Annotated in this window: 21 protein-coding genes; 9 read left to right on the top strand and 12 right to left on the bottom strand. The window is 59.1% G+C overall.

Translation table 11 applies throughout. The features are described 5' to 3' along the window. Positions 1-37: 37 nt before the first annotated feature. Positions 38-832, bottom strand: coding sequence for an AraC family transcriptional regulator (locus tag AAEZ05_RS13490; RefSeq protein ID WP_045058058.1), 795 nt, complete (start codon positions 830-832; stop codon positions 38-40). Between the two features lie 88 nt (positions 833-920). On the opposite strand from AAEZ05_RS13490, the gene AAEZ05_RS13485 reads away from it, so the two are divergent. Next, complete coding sequence (locus AAEZ05_RS13485; RefSeq protein WP_045058057.1) at positions 921-2,168, top strand: MFS transporter; 1,248 nt, start codon at positions 921-923, stop codon at positions 2,166-2,168. On the opposite strand, the gene AAEZ05_RS13480 is transcribed toward AAEZ05_RS13485, so the two are convergent. Then, positions 2,081-2,992 carry a LysR family transcriptional regulator gene (locus tag AAEZ05_RS13480; protein ID WP_045058056.1) on the bottom strand — a complete coding sequence of 304 codons (912 nt, stop codon included), beginning with the start codon at positions 2,990-2,992 and terminating at the stop codon, positions 2,081-2,083. The genes AAEZ05_RS13485 and AAEZ05_RS13480 overlap by 88 nt on opposite strands. A gap of 145 nt (positions 2,993-3,137) precedes the next feature. On the opposite strand from AAEZ05_RS13480, the gene AAEZ05_RS13475 reads away from it, so the two are divergent. From AAEZ05_RS13475 to AAEZ05_RS13465, 3 genes are read left to right on the top strand one after another with little or no spacing between them, the layout of a single operon-like run. Beyond that, the gene (locus AAEZ05_RS13475; protein WP_045058055.1) at positions 3,138-4,535 is read left to right on the top strand and encodes an amidohydrolase family protein; all 1,398 of its coding nucleotides are present in this window, start codon (positions 3,138-3,140) and stop codon (positions 4,533-4,535) included. 11 nt (positions 4,536-4,546) lie between these two features. Next, positions 4,547-5,020 carry a DMT family transporter gene (locus AAEZ05_RS13470; RefSeq protein ID WP_045058054.1) on the top strand — a complete coding sequence of 158 codons (474 nt, stop codon included), beginning with the start codon at positions 4,547-4,549 and terminating at the stop codon, positions 5,018-5,020. Between the two features lie 39 nt (positions 5,021-5,059). After that, entirely contained in the window at positions 5,060-5,920 is an 861-nt protein-coding gene (locus AAEZ05_RS13465; RefSeq protein WP_045058053.1) for an SMP-30/gluconolactonase/LRE family protein, read from the top strand. Between the two features lie 334 nt (positions 5,921-6,254). On the opposite strand, the gene AAEZ05_RS13460 is transcribed toward AAEZ05_RS13465, so the two are convergent. The 3 genes from AAEZ05_RS13460 to AAEZ05_RS13450 all read right to left on the bottom strand — a co-directional run bounded on the left by AAEZ05_RS13460 (position 6,255) and on the right by AAEZ05_RS13450 (position 10,142). Then, positions 6,255-8,558, bottom strand: a complete 2,304-nt coding sequence (locus AAEZ05_RS13460) for an autotransporter family protein (protein WP_045058052.1) — start codon at positions 8,556-8,558, stop codon at positions 6,255-6,257. A gap of 327 nt (positions 8,559-8,885) precedes the next feature. Further along, the gene (locus AAEZ05_RS13455) at positions 8,886-9,722 is read right to left on the bottom strand and encodes an alpha/beta hydrolase (protein WP_082069120.1); all 837 of its coding nucleotides are present in this window, start codon (positions 9,720-9,722) and stop codon (positions 8,886-8,888) included. A 108-nt stretch (positions 9,723-9,830) separates the two neighbouring features. Further along, positions 9,831-10,142, bottom strand: a complete 312-nt coding sequence (locus AAEZ05_RS13450) for a hypothetical protein (protein ID WP_045058051.1) — start codon at positions 10,140-10,142, stop codon at positions 9,831-9,833. A gap of 275 nt (positions 10,143-10,417) precedes the next feature. Here AAEZ05_RS13450 and AAEZ05_RS13445 point away from each other — a divergent pair, with 275 nt between their 5' ends. From AAEZ05_RS13445 to tadA, 3 genes are all read left to right on the top strand, one after another. After that, positions 10,418-10,975 carry a hypothetical protein gene (locus tag AAEZ05_RS13445; protein ID WP_225569511.1) on the top strand — a complete coding sequence of 186 codons (558 nt, stop codon included), beginning with the start codon at positions 10,418-10,420 and terminating at the stop codon, positions 10,973-10,975. A gap of 161 nt (positions 10,976-11,136) precedes the next feature. Then, positions 11,137-12,513, top strand: a complete 1,377-nt coding sequence (locus AAEZ05_RS13440; protein ID WP_045058049.1) for a multicopper oxidase family protein — start codon at positions 11,137-11,139, stop codon at positions 12,511-12,513. Beyond that, positions 12,513-13,004: a tRNA adenosine(34) deaminase TadA gene (gene tadA, locus AAEZ05_RS13435; RefSeq protein WP_045058048.1), complete on the top strand. Its 492-nt coding sequence runs from the start codon at positions 12,513-12,515 to the stop codon at positions 13,002-13,004. The genes AAEZ05_RS13440 and tadA overlap by 1 nt, the downstream gene beginning before the upstream one ends. A gap of 122 nt (positions 13,005-13,126) precedes the next feature. Here tadA and cmoB read toward each other — a convergent pair whose 3' ends face one another. The 7 genes from cmoB to AAEZ05_RS13400 all read right to left on the bottom strand — a co-directional run bounded on the left by cmoB (position 13,127) and on the right by AAEZ05_RS13400 (position 22,846). Further along, positions 13,127-14,083, bottom strand: coding sequence for a tRNA 5-methoxyuridine(34)/uridine 5-oxyacetic acid(34) synthase CmoB (gene cmoB, locus AAEZ05_RS13430; protein WP_045058047.1), 957 nt, complete (start codon positions 14,081-14,083; stop codon positions 13,127-13,129). After that, positions 14,080-14,859 carry a carboxy-S-adenosyl-L-methionine synthase CmoA gene (gene cmoA, locus AAEZ05_RS13425; RefSeq protein WP_177328525.1) on the bottom strand — a complete coding sequence of 260 codons (780 nt, stop codon included), beginning with the start codon at positions 14,857-14,859 and terminating at the stop codon, positions 14,080-14,082. Before cmoA ends, cmoB begins: the two co-directional genes overlap by 4 nt. A gap of 141 nt (positions 14,860-15,000) precedes the next feature. Then, entirely contained in the window at positions 15,001-15,642 is a 642-nt protein-coding gene (locus AAEZ05_RS13420) for a lysoplasmalogenase (RefSeq protein ID WP_045058046.1), read from the bottom strand. A gap of 2 nt (positions 15,643-15,644) precedes the next feature. Further along, the gene (locus tag AAEZ05_RS13415; protein ID WP_045058045.1) at positions 15,645-16,037 is read right to left on the bottom strand and encodes a protease inhibitor I42 family protein; all 393 of its coding nucleotides are present in this window, start codon (positions 16,035-16,037) and stop codon (positions 15,645-15,647) included. A gap of 193 nt (positions 16,038-16,230) precedes the next feature. Continuing rightward, the gene (lon, locus tag AAEZ05_RS13410; protein ID WP_045058044.1) at positions 16,231-18,648 is read right to left on the bottom strand and encodes an endopeptidase La; all 2,418 of its coding nucleotides are present in this window, start codon (positions 18,646-18,648) and stop codon (positions 16,231-16,233) included. A gap of 191 nt (positions 18,649-18,839) precedes the next feature. Further along, positions 18,840-21,251: a glucose/quinate/shikimate family membrane-bound PQQ-dependent dehydrogenase gene (locus tag AAEZ05_RS13405; RefSeq protein WP_350647726.1), complete on the bottom strand. Its 2,412-nt coding sequence runs from the start codon at positions 21,249-21,251 to the stop codon at positions 18,840-18,842. A 212-nt stretch (positions 21,252-21,463) separates the two neighbouring features. After that, positions 21,464-22,846: a carbohydrate porin gene (locus tag AAEZ05_RS13400; RefSeq protein WP_045058042.1), complete on the bottom strand. Its 1,383-nt coding sequence runs from the start codon at positions 22,844-22,846 to the stop codon at positions 21,464-21,466. Between the two features lie 421 nt (positions 22,847-23,267). Between AAEZ05_RS13400 and AAEZ05_RS13395 the strand changes: the two genes are divergently transcribed. Together AAEZ05_RS13395 and AAEZ05_RS13390 are read left to right on the top strand one after the other, a co-directional pair. Then, on the top strand, positions 23,268-23,498 hold the full coding sequence (locus AAEZ05_RS13395; RefSeq protein WP_045058041.1) for a VF530 family protein: 231 nt from the start codon (positions 23,268-23,270) through the stop codon (positions 23,496-23,498). Then, a complete protein-coding gene (locus AAEZ05_RS13390; protein WP_045058040.1) occupies positions 23,495-24,133 on the top strand; it encodes a Pr6Pr family membrane protein in 639 nt (212 codons plus the stop codon). Before AAEZ05_RS13395 ends, AAEZ05_RS13390 begins: the two co-directional genes overlap by 4 nt. Positions 24,134-24,319: the final 186 nt, after the last annotated feature.

Raw genomic sequence — 24,319 nt, 5'->3', positions numbered from 1 at the left:
CTGTGCCCTGTTGACCCAATATTAGCGCTGCAGAGCGCTAACGTAGCGAGGAAAAATACTGTGTAGGCGGTTTACCCAGGGCTTTCTTGAACATCGTGATGAAGGCATTAACAGAGTCATATCCCAGAATGCCCGCCACACGCTGCACGGATACCCCCTCCGCCAAATGGCTCAGCGCGATCATCAAATGCAACTGTTGGCGCCAGCGTCCGAAGCTCAGCCCGGTCGTGCTTTCTACAAGCCTGGCCAGCGTTCGTTCACTGGTTGCAAGACGAGTGGCCCACTCGCGCAACGTGGTTCGGTCGCCTGGATCTGAGAAGAGCGTATCCGCGATTTGTTTGATCTTGGGGTGGTCTGATATCGGCAAATGCAACTCTTTCAGCGGAGCATCGGAAAGCTGCTCAAGCAGCACTGCAACCAGCCGCGCTGTCTTGCCCTCGGAATGGTAAGCAGGTTCCTGTTCAGCGAGATGCAGGATCATCTCCCGAACAAGGGGCGTAATGGCAACCGTGCAGCATTCTTCAGGCATGGCTGCCGCACCGGGCTCAACGAACAGAAAGCAGGTCCGGGCGTTTCTGGTCACTCGGCAACTGTGCGGCGTGCCGCCCGGGATCCATACGGCGTGCTGGGGAGGGACAAGCCAGAGTGCATTTTGCAGCTCACAGCTCACTGCGCCATGCAAAGACAGGATCAGCTGGCCTTTACGATGATCATGCGGGCGGGCACCCGAATCATTGAGGTCAGGCGCAACCTTGAGGGCAATCGCTGCCTGGGCGAAAAGATCTGAATCGAAATCTTCCGGCGAGGAAACGATATTTTTTGAGCTTGGCATAATTTAGGTATCTAGTGTCTTGATATCTATATTATACAGTTCTGAAGTTCTCTACAGTTGTCTTCTTTCAAGAGGACAGATAAAGAATATGTCAAATACAAAAAACAAGTGGCATGCCATCGCGCTCGTCGCAGGCATTCTGCTTATTGCCGTGAACCTGCGCGTTCCCTTTACCAGCATCGCGCCCGTTTTGCCGCTGATCCAGAATGATTTTGGCTTGAGCGCCTCAGCTCTAGGCCTGCTTACTTCACTGCCATTACTTGCCTTTGCAGCCTTCTCCCCGCTCAGCGCATCGGTCGCCCGCAGGTTCGGCATCGAGCGCACGCTTTTCGGTGCACTGTTGGTCATTTCAGCGGGCATCCTGCTCCGCTCCGCAGGCAGCGCGTGGGCGTTGTACGCCGGTACGATATTGATAGGCACTGGGATCGCCCTGGGCAACGTGCTGCTGCCCGGCCTTATCAAACGCGACTTCTCGACAAAAATGGCGTCCATGACCGGCGCTTATTCCATCACGATGGGCGCAGCGGGCGCTGTCGGTTCAGCCGTAATAGTTCCGCTGACCCAATCATGGGGATGGCCGATTGCCCTGAGTTTGTTGGTCGCAGCCCCGTTGTTGGCGCTGGTGGTGTGGCTGCCGCAGTTGAAAAAACACGAACACGTAAATCTGTCCGGTCCGAAACAAGCGCCAACCGTGGCCGTCTGGCGTTCGCCGCTGGCATGGCAGGTCACACTGTTCATGGGGCTGAACGCGATGCCTTTTTATGTCGCCGTCGGCTGGCTGCCGACCATTCTGATGGACCATGGCATATCCCCGGAGCAAGCAGGCACGGTACACGGCACGCTTCAACTGACCACGGCCATTCCCGGCTTGATTCTGGCGGCCACGCTTCGCCGTCTCAAAGACCAGAAACTGGCAGCCGCTACCGTCAGCCTGTTAACCGCCTCATCCCTGATCGGGCTCATTTACGCGCCAGACTTCGCCATGTTGTGGGCCGCGTTCCTGGGCTTCGGCTCTGGTGCCAGCATGATGCTCGGCCTGACCTTCATCGGCCTGCGCACAAAAAATGCCGGTGACACGGCGGCACTGTCAGGAATGGCGCAGTGCGTCGGCTACCTGATGGCAGCCGCAGGCCCCTTGCTGCTAGGCCAACTGCACGACTGGACCGGTGGCTGGACAGCACCGCTGCTGATCACAGCCGCAATCTCCGTAGCCGGCGCATTCATCGGAATGCTGGCCGGGCGCAACGTTCAACTTGAACCTGCTGAATCATCGTCGCGAACAAGACCAGCAATCCAGTCAGCGAATGCGCTCACAGCTGGCGATAGAAAGCGCTGATGCGGGTATAGCAGGTGCACAGGAACCGATGCGGGCTGCCAGTCAGCAAGTACTTCAACCAGCCGCCCTTTTCGCAGATGCTCGCTGACCACGTTCTCAGCGAGCTGCACCAGCCCTAAACCTTCAAGGCACATTTTGATGTAAAGCCCAGTCTCGTTGACAGCCGCTGTGCCGTTCACCGGGACTGAGATTTTTTCGGTGCCACGGGCAAAGCGCATTTCACCTGCTTGCCTTGCACGGCCCGAGAAGTAATGAATGGCCCGGTGGTGAGACAAATCTTGCGGATTTTGCGGAGTACCGTTCTCTTCGAGATAGGCGGCAGACGCACAGGTCACCCAGCGAAACCGACCGAGTGGGCGCGCAACGAGCGTTGAGTCATCGAGCTCGCCTGTACGAATAACGCAATCGACACCCTCTTGAACCAGATCAACCTGCCGATCGTTGACGCCTATCATCAGGTAGATATCCGGGTAGCGCCTGTAGAAGTCTTGCAGGTTTGGCATGACGATGAAGTGTGCAATGCCACCCGGCATATCGACACGCAAACGCCCCTGTGGCCGTTTTACGGAATCCGTCAGGCTGGTCTCTGTGTGTTCGATCAGCTCCAATATTTCCCTGCATTGCGCCAGATATTGAGCGCCCTCATGCGTCAGGCTGACCCGTCGCGTTGTTCTGTTCAGCAGGCGCACCTGCAAGTACTTCTCAAGATTTTTGACGCTGCTGGTAACTGTCGAGGCCGGCAGAGAGAGCGTCTGCGCCGCCTGGATAAAGCTTTCTGCTTCAGCCACACGAACGAAAACCTGCATCGCTTGAATACGGTCCATGACTGTTAGCAGCCTCAAAGCAGTGATCGGGGGAAGTCGTTATTATTCGTAAATATTGAATAATAAAAACAGTTTAACCATCTTTTTCCCGTAGTACCGCATTGCGTACATTGCTTCCAACGAAATTTGAAGAGGTGTACAGAAAATGGCTGAATATAACCGCAGCATCGTGCAGGCCCCGGCCGCTCCGGCCGCCCGCACCCTTATCCGCGGCGCCACTGTGCTGAGCATGGATGGTGATATCGGCAATCTGGCGCGCGGCGATATCCTTATCGAAGGCAGCACCATCACGGCCATAGGTGAAAACATTGAGGCCGGCGACGCTGTTGTTATCGAGGCATCCGGCATGATTGCCATGCCCGGCATGGTCGATACGCATCGTCACTCCTGGGAGGGCCAACTGCGTCGAATCAATCCGAATGCCGAAACCCTGGAAGATTACTGCAACGCCACGCACTTCTCGTTCGCCAAATACTATCGCCCGGCTGACATGTATATCGGCAACTTGCTGACTGCGCTGGGCTGCATCGATGCCGGCATCACCACCGTGGTCGATAACTCGCACAACAGCCGCACCGGCTCGCACTCCGATGCTGCGGTAGAGGCGCTGCTTGATGCTGGTATCCGATCTGTACACGCCTCTGGTGCGCCAGTTTCCGGTGAGTGGGACAAAGCCCACTGGCCCGGCAACCTGGAGCGCCTGCAGGAAAAATACGTCAAGAACGGCGACAATCCACTGCTCTCGCTGGCGGTGATGGCGCAGCTGGAGCCTGAGCTATGGGCTGAAGCCCGGCGCTTGGGGCTGCCGATCATTACCGAATTTTTCGGCGGGGACATGGCAGCTGAGTTGGAGGGTTTGCATCGCGAGGGTCTGCTGCGCCCCGATAACATCTTCAACCACTGCACAGCGCTGCCGGACGCCGGCTGGAAAATCCTTCGCGAGGCTGGCGTGCGGGTCAACGTATGCCCGCGTTCAGATGCCCACTACGGCATTGAATATGGAATGTTCGCCATGCAGTCGGCCCAGCGTCACGGCATCAGTCCGGGGCTGAGTGTCGATAACGAAACCTCCTACAGCGGTGACATGTTCATGGAGATGCGGGTGGCGTTCTACCTGCAGCGCGTCATGGGCATGCACCAGCAGCGCTGCTGCGGCGCAGAACATCATCCGGTGACCCTGCCTGCTCATGGCCTGCTCAAAGCCGCCACTCTCGACGGCGCTACCTGTGCCGGATTGCAGGACAAAGTCGGCAGCCTGGCCCCCGGCAAACAGGCCGACCTGATCCTTATCAATGCGCAGGACATCAACCTTTACCCGTCGGGTAACGCATTCGGCACCGTGGTACACGCGGCCGAACGCAGCAATGTCGACACGGTCATGATTGGCGGGCGCATCGTCAAGCGCGGCGGCAAGGTGCTGGGCGTGGACAGCGAAAGGCTGCGTGCAGCAATCGACGAATCCCGTGAGCATCTGTTTGCTGCCGCAGGCTACCAGCCGGATATTTTTGCCGAGACATTTATGCCGCTTGAGTCAGCCAAGTAAGGAGACGCGAGATGAACGCAGCCTACTACCTGCTGGCCATCGCCGCAGGGCTTGGCATAACCCTGCAGACCACGCTGAATGGTCAACTCGCTAAAGGTGTGGGTGGAGATTCCGTAGCGGCGGCGCTGTTCTCATTTACTGCCGGTGCGGTATGCCTGGGCGTCTTTTCATTGATGCGCGGCGGGATAGTGGCCTCACTGGCGGCTATACCTGCCCAGCCCTGGTGGAGCCTGCTGGGCGGTCTGCTGGGTGCCGGTGCCTTGCTTAGTTATGTGGTGCTTGCGCCAAAAATCGGTCTGTCAGCCCTGCTGGGCCTCGCTATCGCAGGGCAGATTGTCTCGTCACTGGTTATCGATCATTTCGGAATGATGGGGGCATCGGAAAGGCCGGTGTCTCTCGTCAAGTTGGCCGGGTCGATGGTGATGCTCGCAGGCTTGGCCATCGCCCTGTTCGGTGACAGGTGGTCAGCGCTGTTCTCCAACTGACTGCCTTGTTTACCCCATCCTGTTTCGTAGGACGCAACCATGTTTAAAACCCTAACCGACACCACCAGCCTCCTTGGCGAGTGCCCTATCTGGTGTGAAAGAACGGAACGCCTGTTCTGGACCGATATCCCAGGTTGCGAACTGCTTGCTCTGGACCCCGAAAGCGGCGAAGTGCAGCGTTGCTCCCTGCCAGAGCCGCTAGGGTCATTTGCCCTCACGGCAGACGAAGACATATTGCTGATGGGACTGGCATCCTGCCTGGGCTACTACAACCTGAGCACCGGTCGTTTCAGCAAAATCACAGCCACCCCTGGCGTGGCAGGAACCCGGATCAATGATGGTCGCTGCGACCGTATGGGAAACTTCGTATTCAGCACTATGGACACCGGCGAGCCGGTGCAAACCATAGGCAGATTTCACCGGCTCAATGCCGCGACGCTCGAGACAGAAACGCTGGACCTTCTCGAAGTGGCGATCCCGAACAGCATCTGTTTTAGCCCGGGCGGTTCCACCATGTATTACGCGGACTCCCTGCAAGGATGCATTTTCTGCTGTGATTACCCGTCGCTAGAAAACCAGCGTGTATTCACTACAGTCAACGGTCAGGGTGCTCCAGACGGTTCTTGTATTGATGCGCAGGGTTTTCTCTGGAATGCGGAATGGGGCGGTAGCAGAGTCGTGCGTTACGCGACTGACGGCAAAGTTGACAGCGTGATCGACTCCCCGTGTATTCAGACCACTTGCCCGGTGTTAGCGGGACCTGATTATGAAACGCTTTACTGCACCAGCGCACGGATAGGGCTGGATAAGCCGGCAGATTTCGATGGCACGCTGATAAAAGCCGAAGCGATTGTCGCTGCGGGACTTCCAGAAGAACGATTTACAGGGCTACTGAACTGAGTAGCTAAGCGTCAGCTCTCGGCAGCCTTTGCCCCGAGAGAGGCTAATCCGACTTCTTGAACGGTTTACTGTGCATGGCATTTTTCATGGTTGTTTAATTATCCAATGTCTGAAAGCTCTGTTTTATAAAGTTTTTTTCGATCAATTGATAATAGAGTGGGAATGATTGGACGTCCGGCATTGTCCGGCACCAACTAGCAAGAAATGCCCTGAAGCCCGCGTAATTGCGGGCTTTTGGCTTTTTGGGTCTGGCAAATTCTGGCAGCTTTGTGCATCAGCCTGAAACAACAAAGCCCGCCAATGCGGGCTTTGTTGTTTCAGGCGAAGACGTTGATCAGAAGTCGTAACGCACGTTCGCAGTGAAGGTGTCGGCGTCGAAACCACTGCTGGTCAGGTAGTTGTACGTTCCTCCCACACTCCACGCACCCACGCGGTAGTTCGCGCCCACTCCCAGCTCATAGCTGTCGCGCGCCGGTGTCGCGCCTGTGGTGGTGAACGGGGTACCGCCGAGCACGAAAGTGGAGGTGGTGGCGGCCTTGTCGCCGATGAAATCGTGCCAGGCCATCAGCTTGGCTTGCGGTTCCAGGCTGCCCACACCTACGTCAAAAGCAGCTGCCAGACGGGCACCCAGGCCCATTTCGCCGATTTCATAGCGCTGGCTGCCGACGTCGAGGGCGGCTGAGCTACCTTTTTCACGGTACGAATCCATCGATACGTTGGCATAGCGCGCACCGATCTGTGGTTCCAGCAGCCACTGCTTGTCGAGCTGGAAAGTATAGCCAGCCAGTGCGTTGACGCCGAAGATCTCACTGTCGTAGTCGGCTTTGGCGCGGGTACCGGCGATGTAGCGTTTGGACTCGTTGTCGTTCCAGCCATACATCAGCGAGGTGTCGACAAAGAAGTTGTCACGAGCCCAGTTGCCGTACAGCGTCAGTGCATGGCCGCTGACGTCGGTTTTTTTGCCCAGATCGGATTTGACGTCGCTGGTCAGGTAGCTGTAAGCCAGGCCCACCGTGGTATCGGCGTTGAGCTTGCCGTCGGCACCCACGGCGATGCCGTTGGTATTTGCGTCGTAGCCGTCGACACCATGGCGGGTGTCCTGGTTGGCATCGCTGGACAGTGCTTGCATCCATACGCCTTGTTCTGCCAAGACGTCACCGGAGGACAGACCGCTACGCGCTTTGCTGGCGCGGCGGTTGATGGCACTTGCGACCAGGTTCTGGCTGTTGGTGGCGGCGTTGATGACTCCACGGCTGACGTCCGGGGTCAGAGTTTCGGCAAGTTTGGCCAGGTCTTCACTGGTGGCTGCGTTGGCGAAACTCTGGAATACCGGGTCGCTTTCGTCCATCTGGCCCATGACCGTGTTCTTGACCGGCTTGATGGCGTTTACCGCGTTGCCCGAACCACTGGCACCCTGCAGGTCTTCCGTGATCACCTCATCACTGCGGGTGGCAACCAGTGCTTTCACGTCCTGGCCTTCAATGCCGAAGTTCCTCACCTCAAGCAGCGCCGATGAGGAAACCACGGACAGATTCTGCGGGTCTTCCCAAGTGCCAGAGTTGATGAGGGTGTAGCGCGTGCCCTGGGCTGACGTGCGGAAGTCGTCGGTTCGAGCCTGCAGTTCGATCTGGCTACCTGGAGAGAAGAAAGTATTACCGGTGACTTTCAGGATCGGCGTATTGGGCAGTGTGTTGTTATCCAGCAGCAGGCGCAGGCGCGCTGTTTCGCTGTCCATGTCGAGGTCGCCCACGATCGTAGTCTGCGGGCGAAGCAGCGTCAGGCGGCCACCGTCGATATCGACGAAACCGGCGCGGATGGTCGAGCCATCGAACATCGCGTCCCCTTGTACCAGTACACCACTCAGGCCCAGCAGGTCACCCTTGACCTGGCCACCTTGCCAGTAGAAATACGAAGGGGAGGCATTGTCGTCCGCCAGAATTGCTGCAGTGCCGCCTTCGATCAGGCCGCCTGTCTGCCTGATGGATAGGGTGTTGAAACCGCCGGAGGTGTCAAGACTGCGAAAGCGGATACCGACCCCGTCAGCGGAGATAGTCCCGCTGTTGTTGATATCGCTCTGGAAGGGAGCGCCTGTCATCTGACCGGTAAAGCGTGCCTCTTCGATGTCGATACCCACAGAGTCGATGCCGCGCGCGGTGATAGTGCCCGAGTTATTGATGCGCGCCTGGGTCGAGGTTATCAGCATGCCTTCGGCTTGTTCGCCAGCCACAGTGATGTTGCCGTTGTTGTTCACTTCACCTGCGATCTTCGCCAGATACAGGTCCAGGCCGACGACGGCGTTGCCGCTCACCGTAATGTCGCCATTGTTTATCAGGTCGCCACCGACGTTGGAATTGAGGGTCATGGCGATACCGGACGGGAAGTCGGTGGGGTTCGCAGCCGTCAGGTTAATTTTGCCCTGGTTGACCAGGTTACCCGCCAGGGTCACGTTGATCAGCTCTACACCTGCGTTTTGCGACGTCCCGGTGAAGGTGGCGTTATTGAAAACATCACCGGAGCTGCTGTATGCCCCTGTGCTCAGGTCGTGGTTGAAGTCGGGTGCGGGTGCGGCATGGACCGTGGCAGTAGTAGTCGCGACGGACAGCGCCAACAACGAGCGGCGCAGGTGGGAAATGTTCAAGGCAGTATCCTTACAGGGCAGAAACCGGCAGGGAACAACCCACGCGTCAGCGTCTGTTTTAGGCATCCCTGCCAGCTTGTCAGTGAAGTGCTGATTCAAGCGCGCTCAAATTTACACGATGCTTGTAGGATAATTCATCAAAAAAAGAACAAATGACGAGAAAATAGCTAAAAAATGTGACGCTACAGTTGTTTGTTTAGGCTTTTCGGGGTTATTCAGCAATAAATGGAACTTTAGGGTCGCAGTTGCGGTCGCGCCCGGGTCAGGCCCCAGGGGGATAGGATTCGGATGTTTTAAACGAACCTGCCCACCCTGAGTTTCATGATTTTAATGTGCCAACGGAGTGTTAGCCCATCGGCTCCATGTCGCTTCCCACCCCTTATCATGGCTTACTCTTAGTACATGGACGCACTGGGAGAGCGGCGAGCCAAGCGCCTGTTGGTACCTGTCAGCTAAACTACCTGGAATAATCAGGTCTGCTTCTGCGATGAGATGACGCTGGGGTAATAGGGCGAGTCGATTACGATAGTCCAGCGGATCCAGTGAACCGTTGAGTGGCGACAGTCCTTTCATCTTCGCCCACAGACGTGGACTGAGATTGCCAGCAAGGGTTTGCACCTGGGTAACATCATTGCGCTGCGCCGCTAACAATAATGCGAGAGCGGCGCCACCTGAATACCCCACTAGTTCGAACTCCCTATTGCCATATCGCTGTTTTAATTGATCCAGCGCCTGGCTGAGGCGGGTGACCACTTCCTGAGAAAATCGTCGATTGGTCCAGAGTGCTGATTGACAGGCTGCGGCCATGACGAACTGGCAGGGGCGTGCCAGGTACGTATTCGGTGTCGGATCATCGACCGCCAACCGTGGCACTAACAGATTGTGTGGGCTCGGATCCAGGCTGGGTTGAGTGGCCGTCGCCCAGGAATGGCCATCGCCTTCCAGGTAGACACGCAGGCGAGTCATCTTTTCTGCAGTTTGCGGCGCAAGTAACAAGAGGGGGAAGGCGTGTCCCGGCAGGACCTCCAATTGTCGGCCGTGCTCATCAGCCAGTTGTTGCAGTGCCTCGCGCGGCGATTGGCAGGCGATGAGAAGCGCGCTGATCGTCACCATCCAGGCTTTAGAGAGGCCGGTGCGACAGCAAGGAAAGTATCTACTCATCATATGTCATAGTGCACCATTGCCAATGGAGGCCTCGGCAGGTTACACCAGTGTGGTGCCGTACAGTCCGTTGCGCAGATCGTTCATTACCTGCTTTCTTTTGCTGATGGGTTACCGGCGGCCTTCGCACACCGGTGATTCTCCGATGCGGCCTTCCTTGCACAGGTCAATGTTATCTGTGCGCTTGAAACCGGAGTCTTTCATGCAATAAAACTGCGTGAGTACCTGGTCAATCGGCGTCGTGTCCCCCGTCCCTGTCAGGTTGGTATAGCCGCATGCGGTCATAGCGCTTTTAACACCCTCTTGCGAGACCCCGCTTTTTTTCCAATTGGTAAATTCCGGGGGAGGCGGTTGAAAGCCCCTTCCCGTGCAGCCAACCAGTAACGCAGCGCAAAAACTCAACAGCAGGTTCCTGGTAAACATGGCGTTCTTCCTTATGGTTTGACTCGGGTTAATGTGAGACGCCGTAGGGTGAATCTCTCCAGAAGGGCTTGCAAGCGGTCCTGCCATCGTCATAGCAGCTGTGCGCTGTTTTATCGCCGTCCAGTACGTCGGTCATTGGATCTTGAGTAAATATTATAAGGTCAGTGTGGTATCGACAGAGCGGTCAATTCCACAGCAGCACCGATAGAGTACAAGGAACTTTTACTCTGCAAATGGCTCCATACAGTCCTTCTTTTAGACGGTTCAGGGATTGAATGAAAATTTCTTTGGCGTTTCCGTTAGCAATCACTTTCGCTCTTATCATGACGGGCTGCAGCAGCCGTGAGTCGGGTGACCTTACTTCAGAGCCGGTAGTTCCACTGGCCATGAATGACCATCAAGCAAGCGTGACTTTCCGTACAATAGGCGGCGAGGGTGATCGTCCTGTCAGTTATACCTACGGGTATGCCAATGCTGGATTTGTGAGCGCGGGTGAACGGGTTTATGACTCTGCTTACTTCAAGCGTGTACCGGCTTATCTGAAGAAAATCGCAGGTGGTACTGACAGCATCAGTAAGCTGGTCGAGGCGGACAAAACTATGTACGTGCAAGGGGAGGTCAAGGACAAACCGTTTACCTTTAACGGTATTCCCATGCCTACGCCGTTCGACAAGGAGCAGCCTGTTGCGCAGCAATTCACGCCGCAAGCCAAGAGGAATTATGTGGTTGAAACCGTGATCGCCGACACCTGGGTCATGAACGTGTACGAAGTCTCCGCAACGGGTGAACGCAAAACCATTGGCGTTCCAAAAAGAGATGCCGGCGCAAACTGACCGCGCAGGGATCTTGGAGAGGCAAAGATCTTTTTCGGCTAGGCCCGCCTCCGGCTGCGGCCATCCGCCGCGCCGCCCTTACTGTTTCTCAACTGCAGGTGTATCGTATTCGCCTTTTACCGGCCCCCGGGCCGGTGCAGATAAGTGAGGTAGCTGAGTTCATGTCCTTTACCCGTCGCCAAATTCTCGGTGGCCTGTCCGGTCTTGTTGTCGTTGGTCTCGGAGCGGGTGGCGCCTCGCGGTACTGGCTGGGCAAGATGGCTGACGCCGACGCGGGTCATGACTACGAATTGATCGCGGCGCCACTGGACGTCGAACTGGTCCCTGGGCACACCACCCAAGCCTGGGCGTTCGGCCCTTCGGCGCCGGGCACCGAGTTGCGCGTGCGCCAGGGCGAATGGCTGCGAGTGCGTTTCATCAACCACCTGCCGGTCGCCACGACTATTCACTGGCACGGCATCCGCCTGCCGCTGGAGATGGACGGCGTGCCCTATGTGTCGCAGCTCCCGGTTCTGCCGGGTGAGTATTTCGACTACAAGTTTCGTGTCCCCGATGCCGGCAGCTATTGGTATCACCCCCACGTAAACAGCAGCGAAGAACTTGGCCGTGGCCTGGTCGGTCCGCTGATTGTGGAAGAGCGCGAGCCTACCGGTTTCAAATATGAAAAGACCTTGAGCCTGAAGAGCTGGCACGTCGATGAAGAGGGCGCGTTCGTTGCGTTCAGCATCCCTCGCGAAGCGGCCCGGGGTGGCACCGCAGGGCGCTTGTCGACCATCAACGGAGTGTCCCAGGCGGTGATCGATTTGCCCGCCGGGCAGATCACCCGCGTGCGCCTGCTCAACCTCGACAACACCCTGACCTATCGACTGAACATTCCCGGCGTTGAAGCGCAGATCTACGCGCTGGATGGCAACCCTATCGAACCGCGCCCGCTGGGCAAGGAGTACTGGCTCGGCCCGGGCATGCGCATTTGCCTGGCGATCAAGGCGCCTGCCGCGGGTGAAGAGTTATCCCTGCGCAACGGCCCGGTCCGCCTGGGGACCTTGCGCTCGGTGGCCAACACCGACGCGCCGAGCCAATGGCCCCCCGCACTGCCGCCCAACCCGGTGGCCGAGCCGGACCTGGCCAATGCCGAGAAACTCAACTTCAATTTCGAATGGGTGGGCTCGGTGTCGGTCAACGTCGATAACGGCAAGCCGCCCAGCCTTTGGCAGATCAATGGCCAGGCCTGGGACATCACCGATAAAACCTGCGCCGACCGGCCGATTGCCAAGCTCGAAAAGGGCAAGAGCTACATCTTCGAACTGAAAAACATGACCCAGTATCAGCACCCGATCCACTTGCACGGCATGAGCTTCAAAGTGATTGCCTCAAACCGTCACAAGGTCATTCCGTACTTCACGGACACCTACCTGCTGGGCAAGAACGAGCGCGCACAGGTCGCCCTGGTGGCGGATAATCCCGGCGTGTGGATGTTTCATTGTCATGTGATCGACCACATGGAAACCGGCCTGATGGCCGCCATCGAGGTGGCGTGATGCGGCAGATTCGCCCTGCTGCGATCATCGATCGCAGCCGTGACCAGGATTTCATGCGCGAGGCGCTGGCCCTCGCGGCCCAAGGCGCGGCATTGGGAGAGGTGCCCGTCGGTGCGGTGCTGGTGCAGGATGGAGAAATCATCGGTCGTGGCTTCAATTGCCCGATCAGCGGCAACGACCCCAGCGCCCATGCCGAGATGGTCGCGATCCGCGCTGCGGCATTGGCCGCCAGCAACTACCGCCTGCCCGGCAGCACGCTCTACGTAACCCTTGAACCATGCAGCATGTGCGCGGGGTTGATCGTGCATTCGCGGATTGCGCGGGTGGTGTACGGCGCCCTGGAGCCCAAGGCGGGGATTGTGCAGAGCCAGGGGCAGTTCTTTACCCAGGGTTTTTTGAATCACCGGGTGGTGTTTGAAGGCGGGGTTTTGGCCCAGGAGTGTGGCGCAGTGCTGAGCGAGTTCTTCAAGGCGCGCCGGGCCAAACCCTAATCACCAATCCCCTTGTAGGAGCGAGCTTGCTCGCGATGGTCGTCAACGAAAACGCTGGGAGCCTGATTCCCCACGGCGCTCTCGAGTTCATCGCGAGCAAGCTCGCTCCTACAGGGGGAAGTTTATTTGCGGGCTACGATGACGGCACGCATCGGCGCCGGCAGGCCTTCGATCGTCTTGCTGTGATCCTCTGGATCAAGGAAATCGTTCAACGACTGATACTTCATCCACTGCGTCCCGCGCTGTTCCTCGACAGTGGTCACGCTCACATCCACGCACTTCACTTCGGTGAAACCGGCGCGGCGCAACCAGAGCATAAGCGCCGGAACCGACGGCAGGAACCATACATTGCGCATCTGTGCGTAACGGTCTTCGGGTACCAGCACCTGCTGCTGATCGCCTTCGATCACCAGCGTCTCCAGCACCAGTTCGCCACCCTTGACCAGGCAATCCTTCAGCGCCAGCAAATGCTCGATCGGCGAACGGCGGTGGTAGAACACGCCCATCGAAAACACCGTGTCGAAGCCTTCCATGTTCGGCGGCAGGTCTTCGAACGGAAACGGCAGGTGCCAGGCATTCGGTTCGGACAGGTAACGCTGCACGGCCTGGAACTGGCAGAAGAACAGCCAGTTCGGATCAACGCCAATCACACTGTCGGCACCGGCACCGAGCATGCGCCACATGTAGTAGCCATTGCCGCAGCCGACATCGAGGATGCGTTTGCCCTTCAAATCCAGATGCGGCGCAACCCGCGACCACTTCCAGTCCGAGCGCCACTCGGTGTCGACGTGCACGCCGAACAAATCGAACGGCCCCTTGCGCCACGGTGACAAACCCATCAGCGCCGTGCGCATCTGCGCGCGGGTGTCGTCGTCGCAATCGGTGTCCAGGGTCAGGCCGTTGAGCAAATCGACTTCACTCGGCTGGATCTTCGGCAAGGCGTCCAGCGCGCTTTGCCAACGCTCCAGATCGCCATGGCCTTTTTCCATTTTCTTGTCGAGCTGGGCTTGCAGCGTGTTGGCCCAATCGGCCAGCGGGGTGCCAGCGAGACGGCGGGCGAGGGGAGACAAATCAATCATGGCAAGGCAATCAACGAGGCAAAGTTAAGACACTGGAACCACGGCACGACTTTCGAGAACCCGGCCGCGAGCAGGCGCTCCCGGTGTTCTTCGAGGCTGTCGGGCTTCATGACGTTTTCGATGGCGCTGCGCTTCTGGGCAATCTCCAGCTCGCTGTAGCCGTTGGCGCGCTTGAAGGCGACGTGCAGGTCGGTGAGCAGCGCATGTTCTTCAGGATCGTTGAAGCGCAGTTTTTCCGACAGAATCAGCGCGCCTCCCGGAACCAGAGCCTGGCGGATACGCGCGAGCAGCGCGGTGCGCTGCTCCGGGGCGATGAATTGCAGGGTGAAGTTAAGCGCCACCACCGAGGCCGGCTGGAACTCGAGCGCCAGGATGTCGCCTTCGATCACCTCCACCGGCAACAACTCCTGAAACATCGAGTCCTGGCCGTTGAGGTATTCGCGGCAGCGTTCAACCATGGCCACCGAGTTATCCACAGCGATCACGCGGCAGCCGTCCGTGCGCACGTGCCGGCGCAACGCCTGGGTCACGGCACCGAGGGACGAGCCCAGGTCATAGAGCACGCTGTCGGGCTGGGCAAACTGCGCGGCGAGCACCCCGAGATTCTCGACGATGGTTGGGTAACCCGGCACCGAGCGCTTGATCATGTCCGGGAAGACCCGCACCACATCCTCGTTGAAGGCGAAGTCAGGCACCTGGGCCAACGGCTGGGCGAAAAGGCGATCGGGTTCTTTGCTCACGGCGGTTCCAGCGGCATGGGTGGAAAAGGCCGGCATTTTAGCCAACTTGGCGCGCTGATGCGCGGGTTGTCTGATAAACCGTAAATCAAAAGATCGCAGCCTGGCAGCTCTTACCTTGCAACGCGATCCCCTGCAGGCGCTGCCGCAGGCTCGGGTCGCGTGCGGACGATTTTTTTCTCAGGCGCGGCGCGGTTCGGTGGCGAACGCCGAAGCCGCAATCCCCCACTGCCCCAGCCAATAGCTCAGGATGATCACATACGGCGCCGCCTCGAACGGCATCACGAAGCGACTGATGCCGATCACGCTGTCGGAAAACACGAAGGCCACTGCGCCGGCCGCCGCCAGCATGGCCGAACGTTGCGGCACATCGGTGCCCAGGCGGGCCAATGCGCGCCAGAGCATCGTGCTGATCGCCAGGCCGTAGACAATCACCGGGATCAGCAAAGGCCCCAAACCACTGGCAATCAGAATCCCCAATAACAGGGCACCGACAACCAGGGCCAGGATCAGCGGCATTACCGCCAACCGGCGGCAATCACTCAGATACGCCTTCAAGTACGCCAGATGCGCGACCAGAAAGGCCCCGAGACCAAAAACGAACAAATCCATCGGCCACGCCAGCAACACATCGCCCAGCAGGGAGAAAATCAGGCCGAGGCTGATCCAGCGGCGATATTCACTGGGCGGCGCATCATGCAACCAGCCGAGCAGGGCCAGTATTGGCAATGGCTTGACCAGCAGACACAGCAGCGTGGCATGCACGCTGAGGCCGTACAGGAACGTCACCGCGCCCATCAGCGCCAGAATCAGCCAGCCCATGGTCAGTTCACCGAGATCGCGCAGTCGAAGGTGTCTACCGGCAACACCTCAGGTGCCCAGGGTTGCTGGGAGGTCAGGCGCAGGCGTCCGGTGCCGGTGGCGAAGGCCTGGAAGCGCCAGGTCGAAATCCCTGCGGAGCCGACGATGCCGGCGTCTTCAGGGTTGCTGTACACCTCGGGGCCGAGGGCGTGCAGCACGCCGCCAGCCGAGTCCTGAATCGCCCAGCGGTAGCCCGTGGTCGGGTTGCTGGGCAGCGTCACAATCAGGTTCTGCCCGTTATGCAGCTTGGCCGGGCATTGGCTCTGTTTTTCCACGGTCAGGTTCTGACCCGGTTGCGAGGAGCAGGCGGCAAGCAGAGCGAGGCTCATGGGAACAAGCAGGCGAATCGGGGACATGGGCTCAACGGCTCCGGCGGTGACGACGAACGGCGAGCATAACTGAAGATGAGACAGAGTGTGACAGTCGCTCGGAGGCGACCAGGAAGAGGGTGGCGTCACTGCCGACGCTATCGCGAGCAAGCTCGCTCCCACAGGTTTGTCGCAATCCCTGTGGGAGCGAGCTTGCTCGCGAACGGTATTGCAGGCGCGATCAGAACAATATCTTCGCCACATCCGCAAAACGCTTGGCAAAGTGCACGGTGATCCCTTCCTTCAGGTACTCCGGCAACTCCTCAAAGCTCCCGCGATTGGGCTCCGGCAAGATCAATTCGAAAATCTTCTGCCGACGCGCCGCAATCACTTTCTCGCGCACCCCGCCAATGGGCAGCACGTGCCCGGTCAAGGTCAGTTCACCGGTCATTGCCACGCCTTTTTTCGGCGGCTGGTTGCGCGCCAGGGACAGCAGGGCGCTGGCCATGGTGACACCCGCGCTCGGGCCGTCCTTGGGCGTGGCGCCCTCTGGAACGTGCAGGTGCACAAAGGCTTCGTCGAAGAACTTCGGATCGCCGCCGAAAGACTTCAGGTTCGAGCTCACGTAGCTGTAGGCAATCTCTGCCGATTCTTTCATCACATCGCCCAGTTGACCGGTGAGCTTGAAGCCACGGTTGAGCGTATGGATGCGGGTTGCTTCGATCGGCAAGGTCGCACCGCCCATGCTGGTCCAGGCAAGACCGGTAATGACACCCGTACCGGAGAGCACTTGCTCGTTGCGGAACACCGGGTGACCGAGGGAGGCTTCGAGGTCTTTCGGGCCGAGCTTGATCACCGCTTTGGGTTCGTCGATCAGCTTCACCACCGCCTTGCGCACCAGTTTGCCCAGTTGTTTTTCCAACTGGCGCACCCCGGCTTCACGGGCGTAGCCATCGATCAACGCTTTCAGCGCGCTGTCGCTGATCGACAGGCTGCCCTTGGAGACGCCGGCTTTTTCCAGCTGCTTGGGCCACAGGTGACGCTTGGCGATGGCGATTTTTTCTTCGGTGATGTAGCCCGACAGGCGAATCACTTCCATCCGGTCCAGCAGCGGGCCGGGAATTGAATCCAGGGTGTTGGCGGTGCACACGAACAGGACTTTGGACAGGTCCATGCGCAAGTCCAGGTAATGGTCGAGGAATTCGACGTTCTGTTCCGGGTCCAGGGTTTCCAGCAGCGCCGAGGCCGGGTCGCCCTGGTAGCTCTGGCCCATCTTGTCGATCTCGTCGAGCATGATCACCGGGTTCATCACTTCGACGTCTTTGAGCGCCTGCACCAGCTTGCCCGGTTGTGCGCCGATGTAGGTGCGCCGGTGGCCCTTGATCTCGGCTTCGTCGCGCATGCCGCCGAGGCTGAAGCGATAGAACGGACGACCCAGGGACTCGGCGATGGATTTGCCGACACTGGTCTTGCCCACACCGGGCGGGCCGACCAGCAGCACAATGGAGCCACTGATTTCGCCTTTATAGGCACCCACGGCGAGGAATTCGAGGATGCGGTCCTTGATGTCGTCCAGGCCGGCGTGGTGTTTGTCCAGCACCTTGCGGGCGTGCCTGAGGTCCAGTTTGTCCTTGCCGTAGACGCCCCAAGGCACCGAGGTCGCCCAGTCGAGGTAGTTGCGGGTGACCGCATACTCCGGCGAGCCGGTTTCGAGAATCGACAGCTTGTTGATTTCTTCGGCAATGCGCTTCTGCGCCTGAGCCGAGAGTACCTTGCCTTCCAGGCGCTGTTCGAACTGTTCGATGTCGGCGCTACGGTCGTCCTTGGTCAGGCCCAGCTCCTGCTGGATGACCTTCAACTGCTCCTTGAGGAAGAACTCGCGCTGGTGTTCGCCAATCTTGCGGTTCACCTCGGCGGAGATTTCTTTCTGCAGGCGCGCGACTTCGACTTCCTTGCGCAGCATGGGCAGGACTTTTTCCATGCGCTTGAGCATCGGCACACAGTCGAGCACTTCCTGCAGCTCGTTGCCGGTGGCGGAAGTGAGGGCGGCGGCGAAGTCGGTCAGGGGGGATGGATCGTTGGGGCTGAAGCGATTGAGGTAGTTCTTCAGCTCTTCGCTGTACAGCGGGTTGAGCGGCAACAGTTCCTTGATCGCGTTGATCAGCGCCATCCCATAGGCCTTGACCTCGTCGGTCGGCTCGGTGGGTTGGTGCGGGTATTCGACTTCCACCAGATAAGGCGGGCGGTGGTGCTTGAGCCAGGTGCGAATGCGCACGCGGGTCAGGCCCTGGGCGACGAACTGCAGTTTGCCGTTTTCGCGGCTGGCGTGATGCACCTTGACCAGCGTGCCGTAGAGCGGCAGCGCCGAGGTGTCGAAATGGCGCGGGTCTTCCTGGGGCGTGTCCATGTAGAACAGGGCCAGGGAGTGATGCTCGGATTTGCTGACCAGATCCAGGGTTTCCGCCCAGGGTTCTTCATTGACGATGACCGGGAGTACCTGGGCCGGGAAGAAGGGGCGGTTGTGGATCGGGATGATGTAGACCTTGTCCGGCAGGTTCTGGCCGGGGAGTGCGAGGCCTTTGCCGGTGGAGTGGTGCTCGGCGTTCTCGGGGTCCGCGTACTCGCTGGGGTCTTCGGGGAATTCTTGCTGGTCGCTCATGGGGCACCTGCGCAATGGGATATGGGTCTTAGATGGGGCAGGTGGGGGGTGGTTTCAATGGCGAGGGATATTTCAGGGTATGTGTTCAGTGTTTTGACAGCATGGAGTCTTCGAATGCCGGACAAAATCCCGGGGCACAAAAAAGGCGACCCCCTCACAGGGGTCGCCTTTCGTTTAACCGCCGCTAATACTTACTCGGACAGTTTATAAGCAATTACGTAGTCACCCTGCTTGGTGCCCAGCGAGCCATGACCGCCGGCCATGACCAGCACGTACTGCTTGCCGTCCTTGCCGGTGTAGGTCATCGGCGTGGTTTGCGCGCCGGCAGGCAGGCGGCCTTCCCACAGCTGCTTGCCGTTCTTCACGTCGTAGGCACGCAGGTACTGGTCGAGGGTGCCGCTCAGGAAGCCCACGCCACCGGCGGTGACGAAGGTCCCGCCCAGGCTCGGAACGCCCATGCTCAGCGGGATCGGTACTGGCGAGCTGTCACGCACGGTGCCGTTCTTGTGCTTCCACAGGACTTTCGAGGTGGTCAGGTCGATCGCTGCCACGTAGCCCCAGGCCGGTGCCTGGCACGGCAGGCCCATTGGCGACAGCAGGGCTTCGAGGACGACGCCGTATGGCGCGCCTTTGTTTGGCTGCACGCCTTCGGTTTCGCTTTTACGCGGGCCTTGGGCAGCGATTTCGGCGGCCGGGATCATTTTCGATTTGAACGCCATGTAGCTTGGGTTCACGAAGGCGATCTGGCGCACCGGGTCAACCGAGATACCGCCCCAGTCGAACACGCCGAAGTTGCCTGGATACACGATCGAACCCTGCAGCGATGGCGGCGTGAACGGGCCGTCGTAGCGCATGGATTTGAAATCGATCCGGCAGATCAGTTGATCGAACGGGGTCACGCCCCACATGTCACGCTCCTGAAGCGGTGGTGGCATGAGGTTCAGGTCGGATTTGGGCTGGGTCGGCGAGGTGTGGTCACCTGCAACAGCGCCTTGCGGTACCGGCACTTCGTTGATCGGCACGATCGGCTTGCCAGTGCTGCGGTCCAGTACGTAGATGCTGCCCTGCTTGGTGGAGGCGAGCACCGCTGGCTTGACGCCATCAGCGGTTTTCAGGTCCATCAGGGTAGGCTGGCCACCGACGTCCATGTCCCACAGGTCATGGTGGGTGAACTGCATGTGCCAGCGCACCTGGCCAGTGGCGATATCCAGTGCGGTCAGGCCGGCAGCGTGCAGTTCCGACTCAGGAGTACGATCGCCACCGAATTGGTCCGGGGTCTGGTTGCCCATTGGCAGGTAGAGCATGCCGAGTTTTTCGTCGACCGCGAACATCGACCACATGTTTGGCGAGTTGCGGGTGTAGACCTGGCCTTCGGCAATCGGTGTGGTGTCGTCGGGTTTGCCGCTGTCCCAGTTCCACACCAGCTTGCCGGTGTGCACGTCGAACGCGCGAATCACGCCGCTTGGCTCGTCGGTGGAAACGTTGTCGGTGACGTGACCACCAATCACGACCAGGTCTTTGGTGACGGCGGGTGGCGAGGTGGAGTAGTAACCGCCGGCATTGAAGCCGCCGATGTTGGCGCTCAGGTCGACCTGGCCACCGTTACCGAAGTCTTCGCACATCTTGCCGGTGTCGGCGTTCAGGGCGATCAGGCGGGTGTCGGCAGTTGGCAGGAAGATGCGACGCGGGCAGGCGTTGCTGGCCGGCGCCGGGCTGGCAGTACCGGTCGGGCTTTGCTCGGAAGCGTAGACGGCGTCGTCGTGATACGACACGCCGCGGCAGGTCATGTGCGCCCAACCCTTGAAGTTCGCCGCGTTCTGCGTGGAGAGCTTCGGATCGAAACGCCAGATTTCCTTGCCGGTGTCCGGATCAAGAGCGATCACCTGGCTGTGCGGCGTGCACACATACAGCATGCCGTTGACTTTCAGCGGGGTGTTTTCCGCAGTGGTCTCGCCTGGATCGTTCGGCCCCGGGATGTCACCCGTACGGTATTCCCAGGCCGGAACCAGTTTGTGAACATTTTCCGGGGTGATCTGCGCCAATGGCGAATAGCGATCGCCGTGAGCGCTACGGCCGTAGGAGTTCCAGTCACCGTCCGGCATGGCCGGGGCGGTGTTGGCCATGCCCGGCACGCTGTCGCGGTCCAGTTGGCCCTTGATTTCACCCGGGTTGGTGAACTGGCTGGCCAGTGCGGTTGCACCGGCGATCACCACGGCCACGGCCAGAACGCCAGTGGTCATGGGGCCCGTGCCTTCGCGCAACATCGGACGGCGGAACCACGGCAGCAACATGGCGATGCCCAGGGCAAACAGCAGCGCCAGGCGTGGCACCAGTTGCCACCAGTCCAGGCCCACTTCCCACAGCGACCAGACGGTGCTGGCGAACAGCACCAGTGCGTACAGGCTCAGCGCAGCACGTCGTGCAGCGATCAGCAGCGCGCCGGTCAGCGTCAGGCCAATACCGGCCAGCAGGTAGTAAAGCGAGCCGCCCAGCATGCTCAGCTTGATTCCCCCGGCCAGCATGGCCAGGCCCATTAGCAAAAGCAGAATGCCGAGCAGAGTCGGCAATAGACGGCTTCGACTCAAAGCACCATCAGTGCTCATAGTGTGGTTCTCCGTGACGTTTTAAGTAGTCCCGCGCAAGTTCACTGTAGATGACGATCTGGCGTGGGCATGGTTCAGATAAAAAACGGCCCTCTGTAGGAGCGAGCTCGCTCGCGATGGTCGTTAACGATGACGCTGGGTGTCTGGTGCCCTGCGGTGTTCTCGGGTCCATCGCGAGCAAGCTCGCTCCTGCAGTGGGGTTAGGGTGTTGTTTAGAACGAAGACTGGATCTTGATCCCGCCAATCAGCGCGTCATCGACCTTGTCTACCCCACCCGGGTGGCGGATGTACTGCAGGTTCGGGCGCACGGTCAGCCAGTCGGTGACGTGCACGCCGTAATAGAGTTCGGCGCTGTATTCGGTGTCCTGCGGCGGCAGGTAGGTCGGATCGTCGAAGTCGGACACGGCGCGGGCCTGGTTGGTCGCCTCGGCGTTCTTGCGATAAGCCGGGTTGACGTGCACTCGCGCCATGGCGAAACCGATATCGTCCTTGGCCCGTGCATCGAACAGGCCCTTGTAAACGACCCCGGCCTGGACGTAGTTGTCGATGGCGTTGGTCTTCTTGTCGTGCATCGTGCCGTTGGCGAACACGCTCAGCCCCCGGGAGTTGTCACTGGCACGGCTGGTCAGTTGCTGCTGCACGCCTAGCCATAGGCCATGTTTGCTCGAAGCGCTGCGGTAGGCCTCGCCGCTCAGGGCTGCCGGCTGGCCATTGCTGTCCTTGTAGGCATCGGTGGCCTTGGCGTTGCTGTAGTAATAGCCGACGCGGTACTCGCCTGGCAGGCCCTTGACCTTGGGTGACCACACCAGCTCTACCGGCAGGATCGCCCCCTGGGTGCCGCTGCCACTGAGCTTGAAGCCATTGTTGCGGTCCAGGTTGGACGGGTTCTGTTCGTACGCCCCGACCTGCGCGTACAACTCCGGTGTCAGGTGATATTTGACGCGCAGGGCCCACTGGCTGACCGGCCAGTTGTACCAGATACCACCGACCCAGTTGCCGACCTGGGAGCCGCAGAACGCCAGGTTCTGGAAGTCGCACGGGAAGCTGTTGAAGTCTTCGCCTTCGCCGAAGCGGCCGGCCTTGATGTCGAGCTTCTGGTCGAAGAATTTTTGCTGGTACCACATTTGCGTCAGGCGCCAGGTCTGCCCGCGTCCCCAGACTTCCTGGGCCGAAGTAAACCCGCCGACGCGCGGGTCGTTGATGCGGTCATTACTGATGTTGTTGCCGCTGCGTTCGGTGACGGTCAGCTGGAATTCGGCCGCGTCCCAGCCGAGAATTTTCTGCAGGTCCAGATGGCTGCCCAGACCGAACTGGTCGCTGTAGCGTGCGGTGCGATCGTGGTCGTAGCCACCGTGCAGGTTGCTGCCCATTTCACCGGTGTAATCGACCTTGAAGTCATAGCCTTTTTCCGCAAGCTCGGTGCGGCTGCCGTTCCAGTCACCCAGCATCCAGGGCGATTCGCTATCGAAGGCAGGGGCGGCCTGGGCACAGGTAACCAGGCTCATCGCGGTGAAGCCGCCGATCAGGTGGAGCATTTTCAGGCGGGCAACAGGCGCACAGACAGCGCTGTCTTGCGAAACGTGCAAATCGGGCATGGGAAAAATTTCTTTGATCTTTTTCTGGGGGATGAACTGAAAAGCGCAAGGGTGGAGCAGGCAGCAGAAGCGTTTCAGCCGGGAAGGGCGTAAGGATAATGTTCTGTTACAAATAGAGAAAGCGCTTTTGCTGAGATGCAGCCTTTCGGATTTGGTAACAGTCGTGTGCGACCCCTTGCCGCAGGGATTGACAGGCAAAAACACACCCTATGGGAGCGGTCTCACATATTCCCAGGCGCCGGTATACGCCCCGGATGGCGATCACCCGGCGCATCGCGAGTCAGGCAAGTGCGCAAAACCGGAGCTGCCGAAGGCTGCGATCTTTTCTGGTTGGCCTACAGTTAATTGAGCCCTTTCACCAATCGAAGCCCTCGGCTAAGGTGCGCGGCTTCTTTATTCTTTCTTCGCGCAAAGGCCCGGCATGACCGAACAGAACAACAACCCGCTGCACGGCGTGACCCTGGAGCAAATCCTCAACGCCCTGGTCGAGCACTATGAATGGTCGGGGCTGGCCGAGCGTATCGACATTCGCTGCTTCAAGAGCGATCCGAGCATCAAGTCGAGCCTGACCTTCCTGCGTAAAACGCCATGGGCGCGGGAAAAAGTCGAGCAGTTGTACATCAGGTTGATGCGCACCAAGCGACCGCTTTGAACAGGCTCGCCCAAGCCGTGGCAAGGCGCCGTTTCGTCGCCGTGGCAGCCGTGCTCGGCTGGGCAGGGTTGAGCATTCAGCTGTACCTGATTCTCTATTCGCGCTTCACCCTTGAGGCCAGCCTGATGGGCGGGCTGGTGAGTTTCTTCAGTTATTTCACCGTGCTGAGCAACACCTTGGTGGCCACGGTCCTGACCTGTGAGCTGACCTCCCGGGAATCAGCCACGCGACGCTGGTTCCTGCAGCCGTGGGTGAGCAGCGGGGTGATGGTAAGCATCGTCGTGGTCGGGGTGGCGTACAGCCTGTTGCTGCGACATCTGTGGCACCCTGAAGGCTGGCAGTTCCTGGCCGACGAGCTGATGCACGACGTGATGCCGTTGCTGTACCTGGCCTATTGGTGGTTCTGCGTACCCAAGGGCACGTTGCGCCTGCGGCACATTGGCCTGTGGGTGATTTACCCGATAATTTACTTCGTGTATGTGCTGTTTCGCGGACACGCGTTGGCGGTGTACCCCTATCCGTTCATCAATGTGGACACGTTGGGTTATCCACAAGTCCTGATCAACGCCAGTGGCGTATTGGCCGGGTTCGTGGCGAGCGCGTTGATCGTATTGTGGTTGGATCGGCATCGCTAACAGCAAGTTTCGCAGCATGAAAACTCTTGAGTAGGCTGCTACGTAATAGTCAATGACGGCGGTCATTGTACCTGCGGATTCGCTGTGAGATTTCGGAGTATTCCTATATCACTTGATTGGGTGACGTGTATATCTAGCAGTGTTCTTCCTTCATTGCAGATGCGCAGTCGGATTTTTCGATTTCTC

The organism is Pseudomonas sp. HY13-MNA-CIBAN-0226 (assembly GCF_040310305.1).
Taxonomy (GTDB): domain Bacteria; phylum Pseudomonadota; class Gammaproteobacteria; order Pseudomonadales; family Pseudomonadaceae; genus Aquipseudomonas; species Aquipseudomonas gregormendelii.
This window is presented reverse-complemented; position numbering and strand designations above follow the sequence as displayed.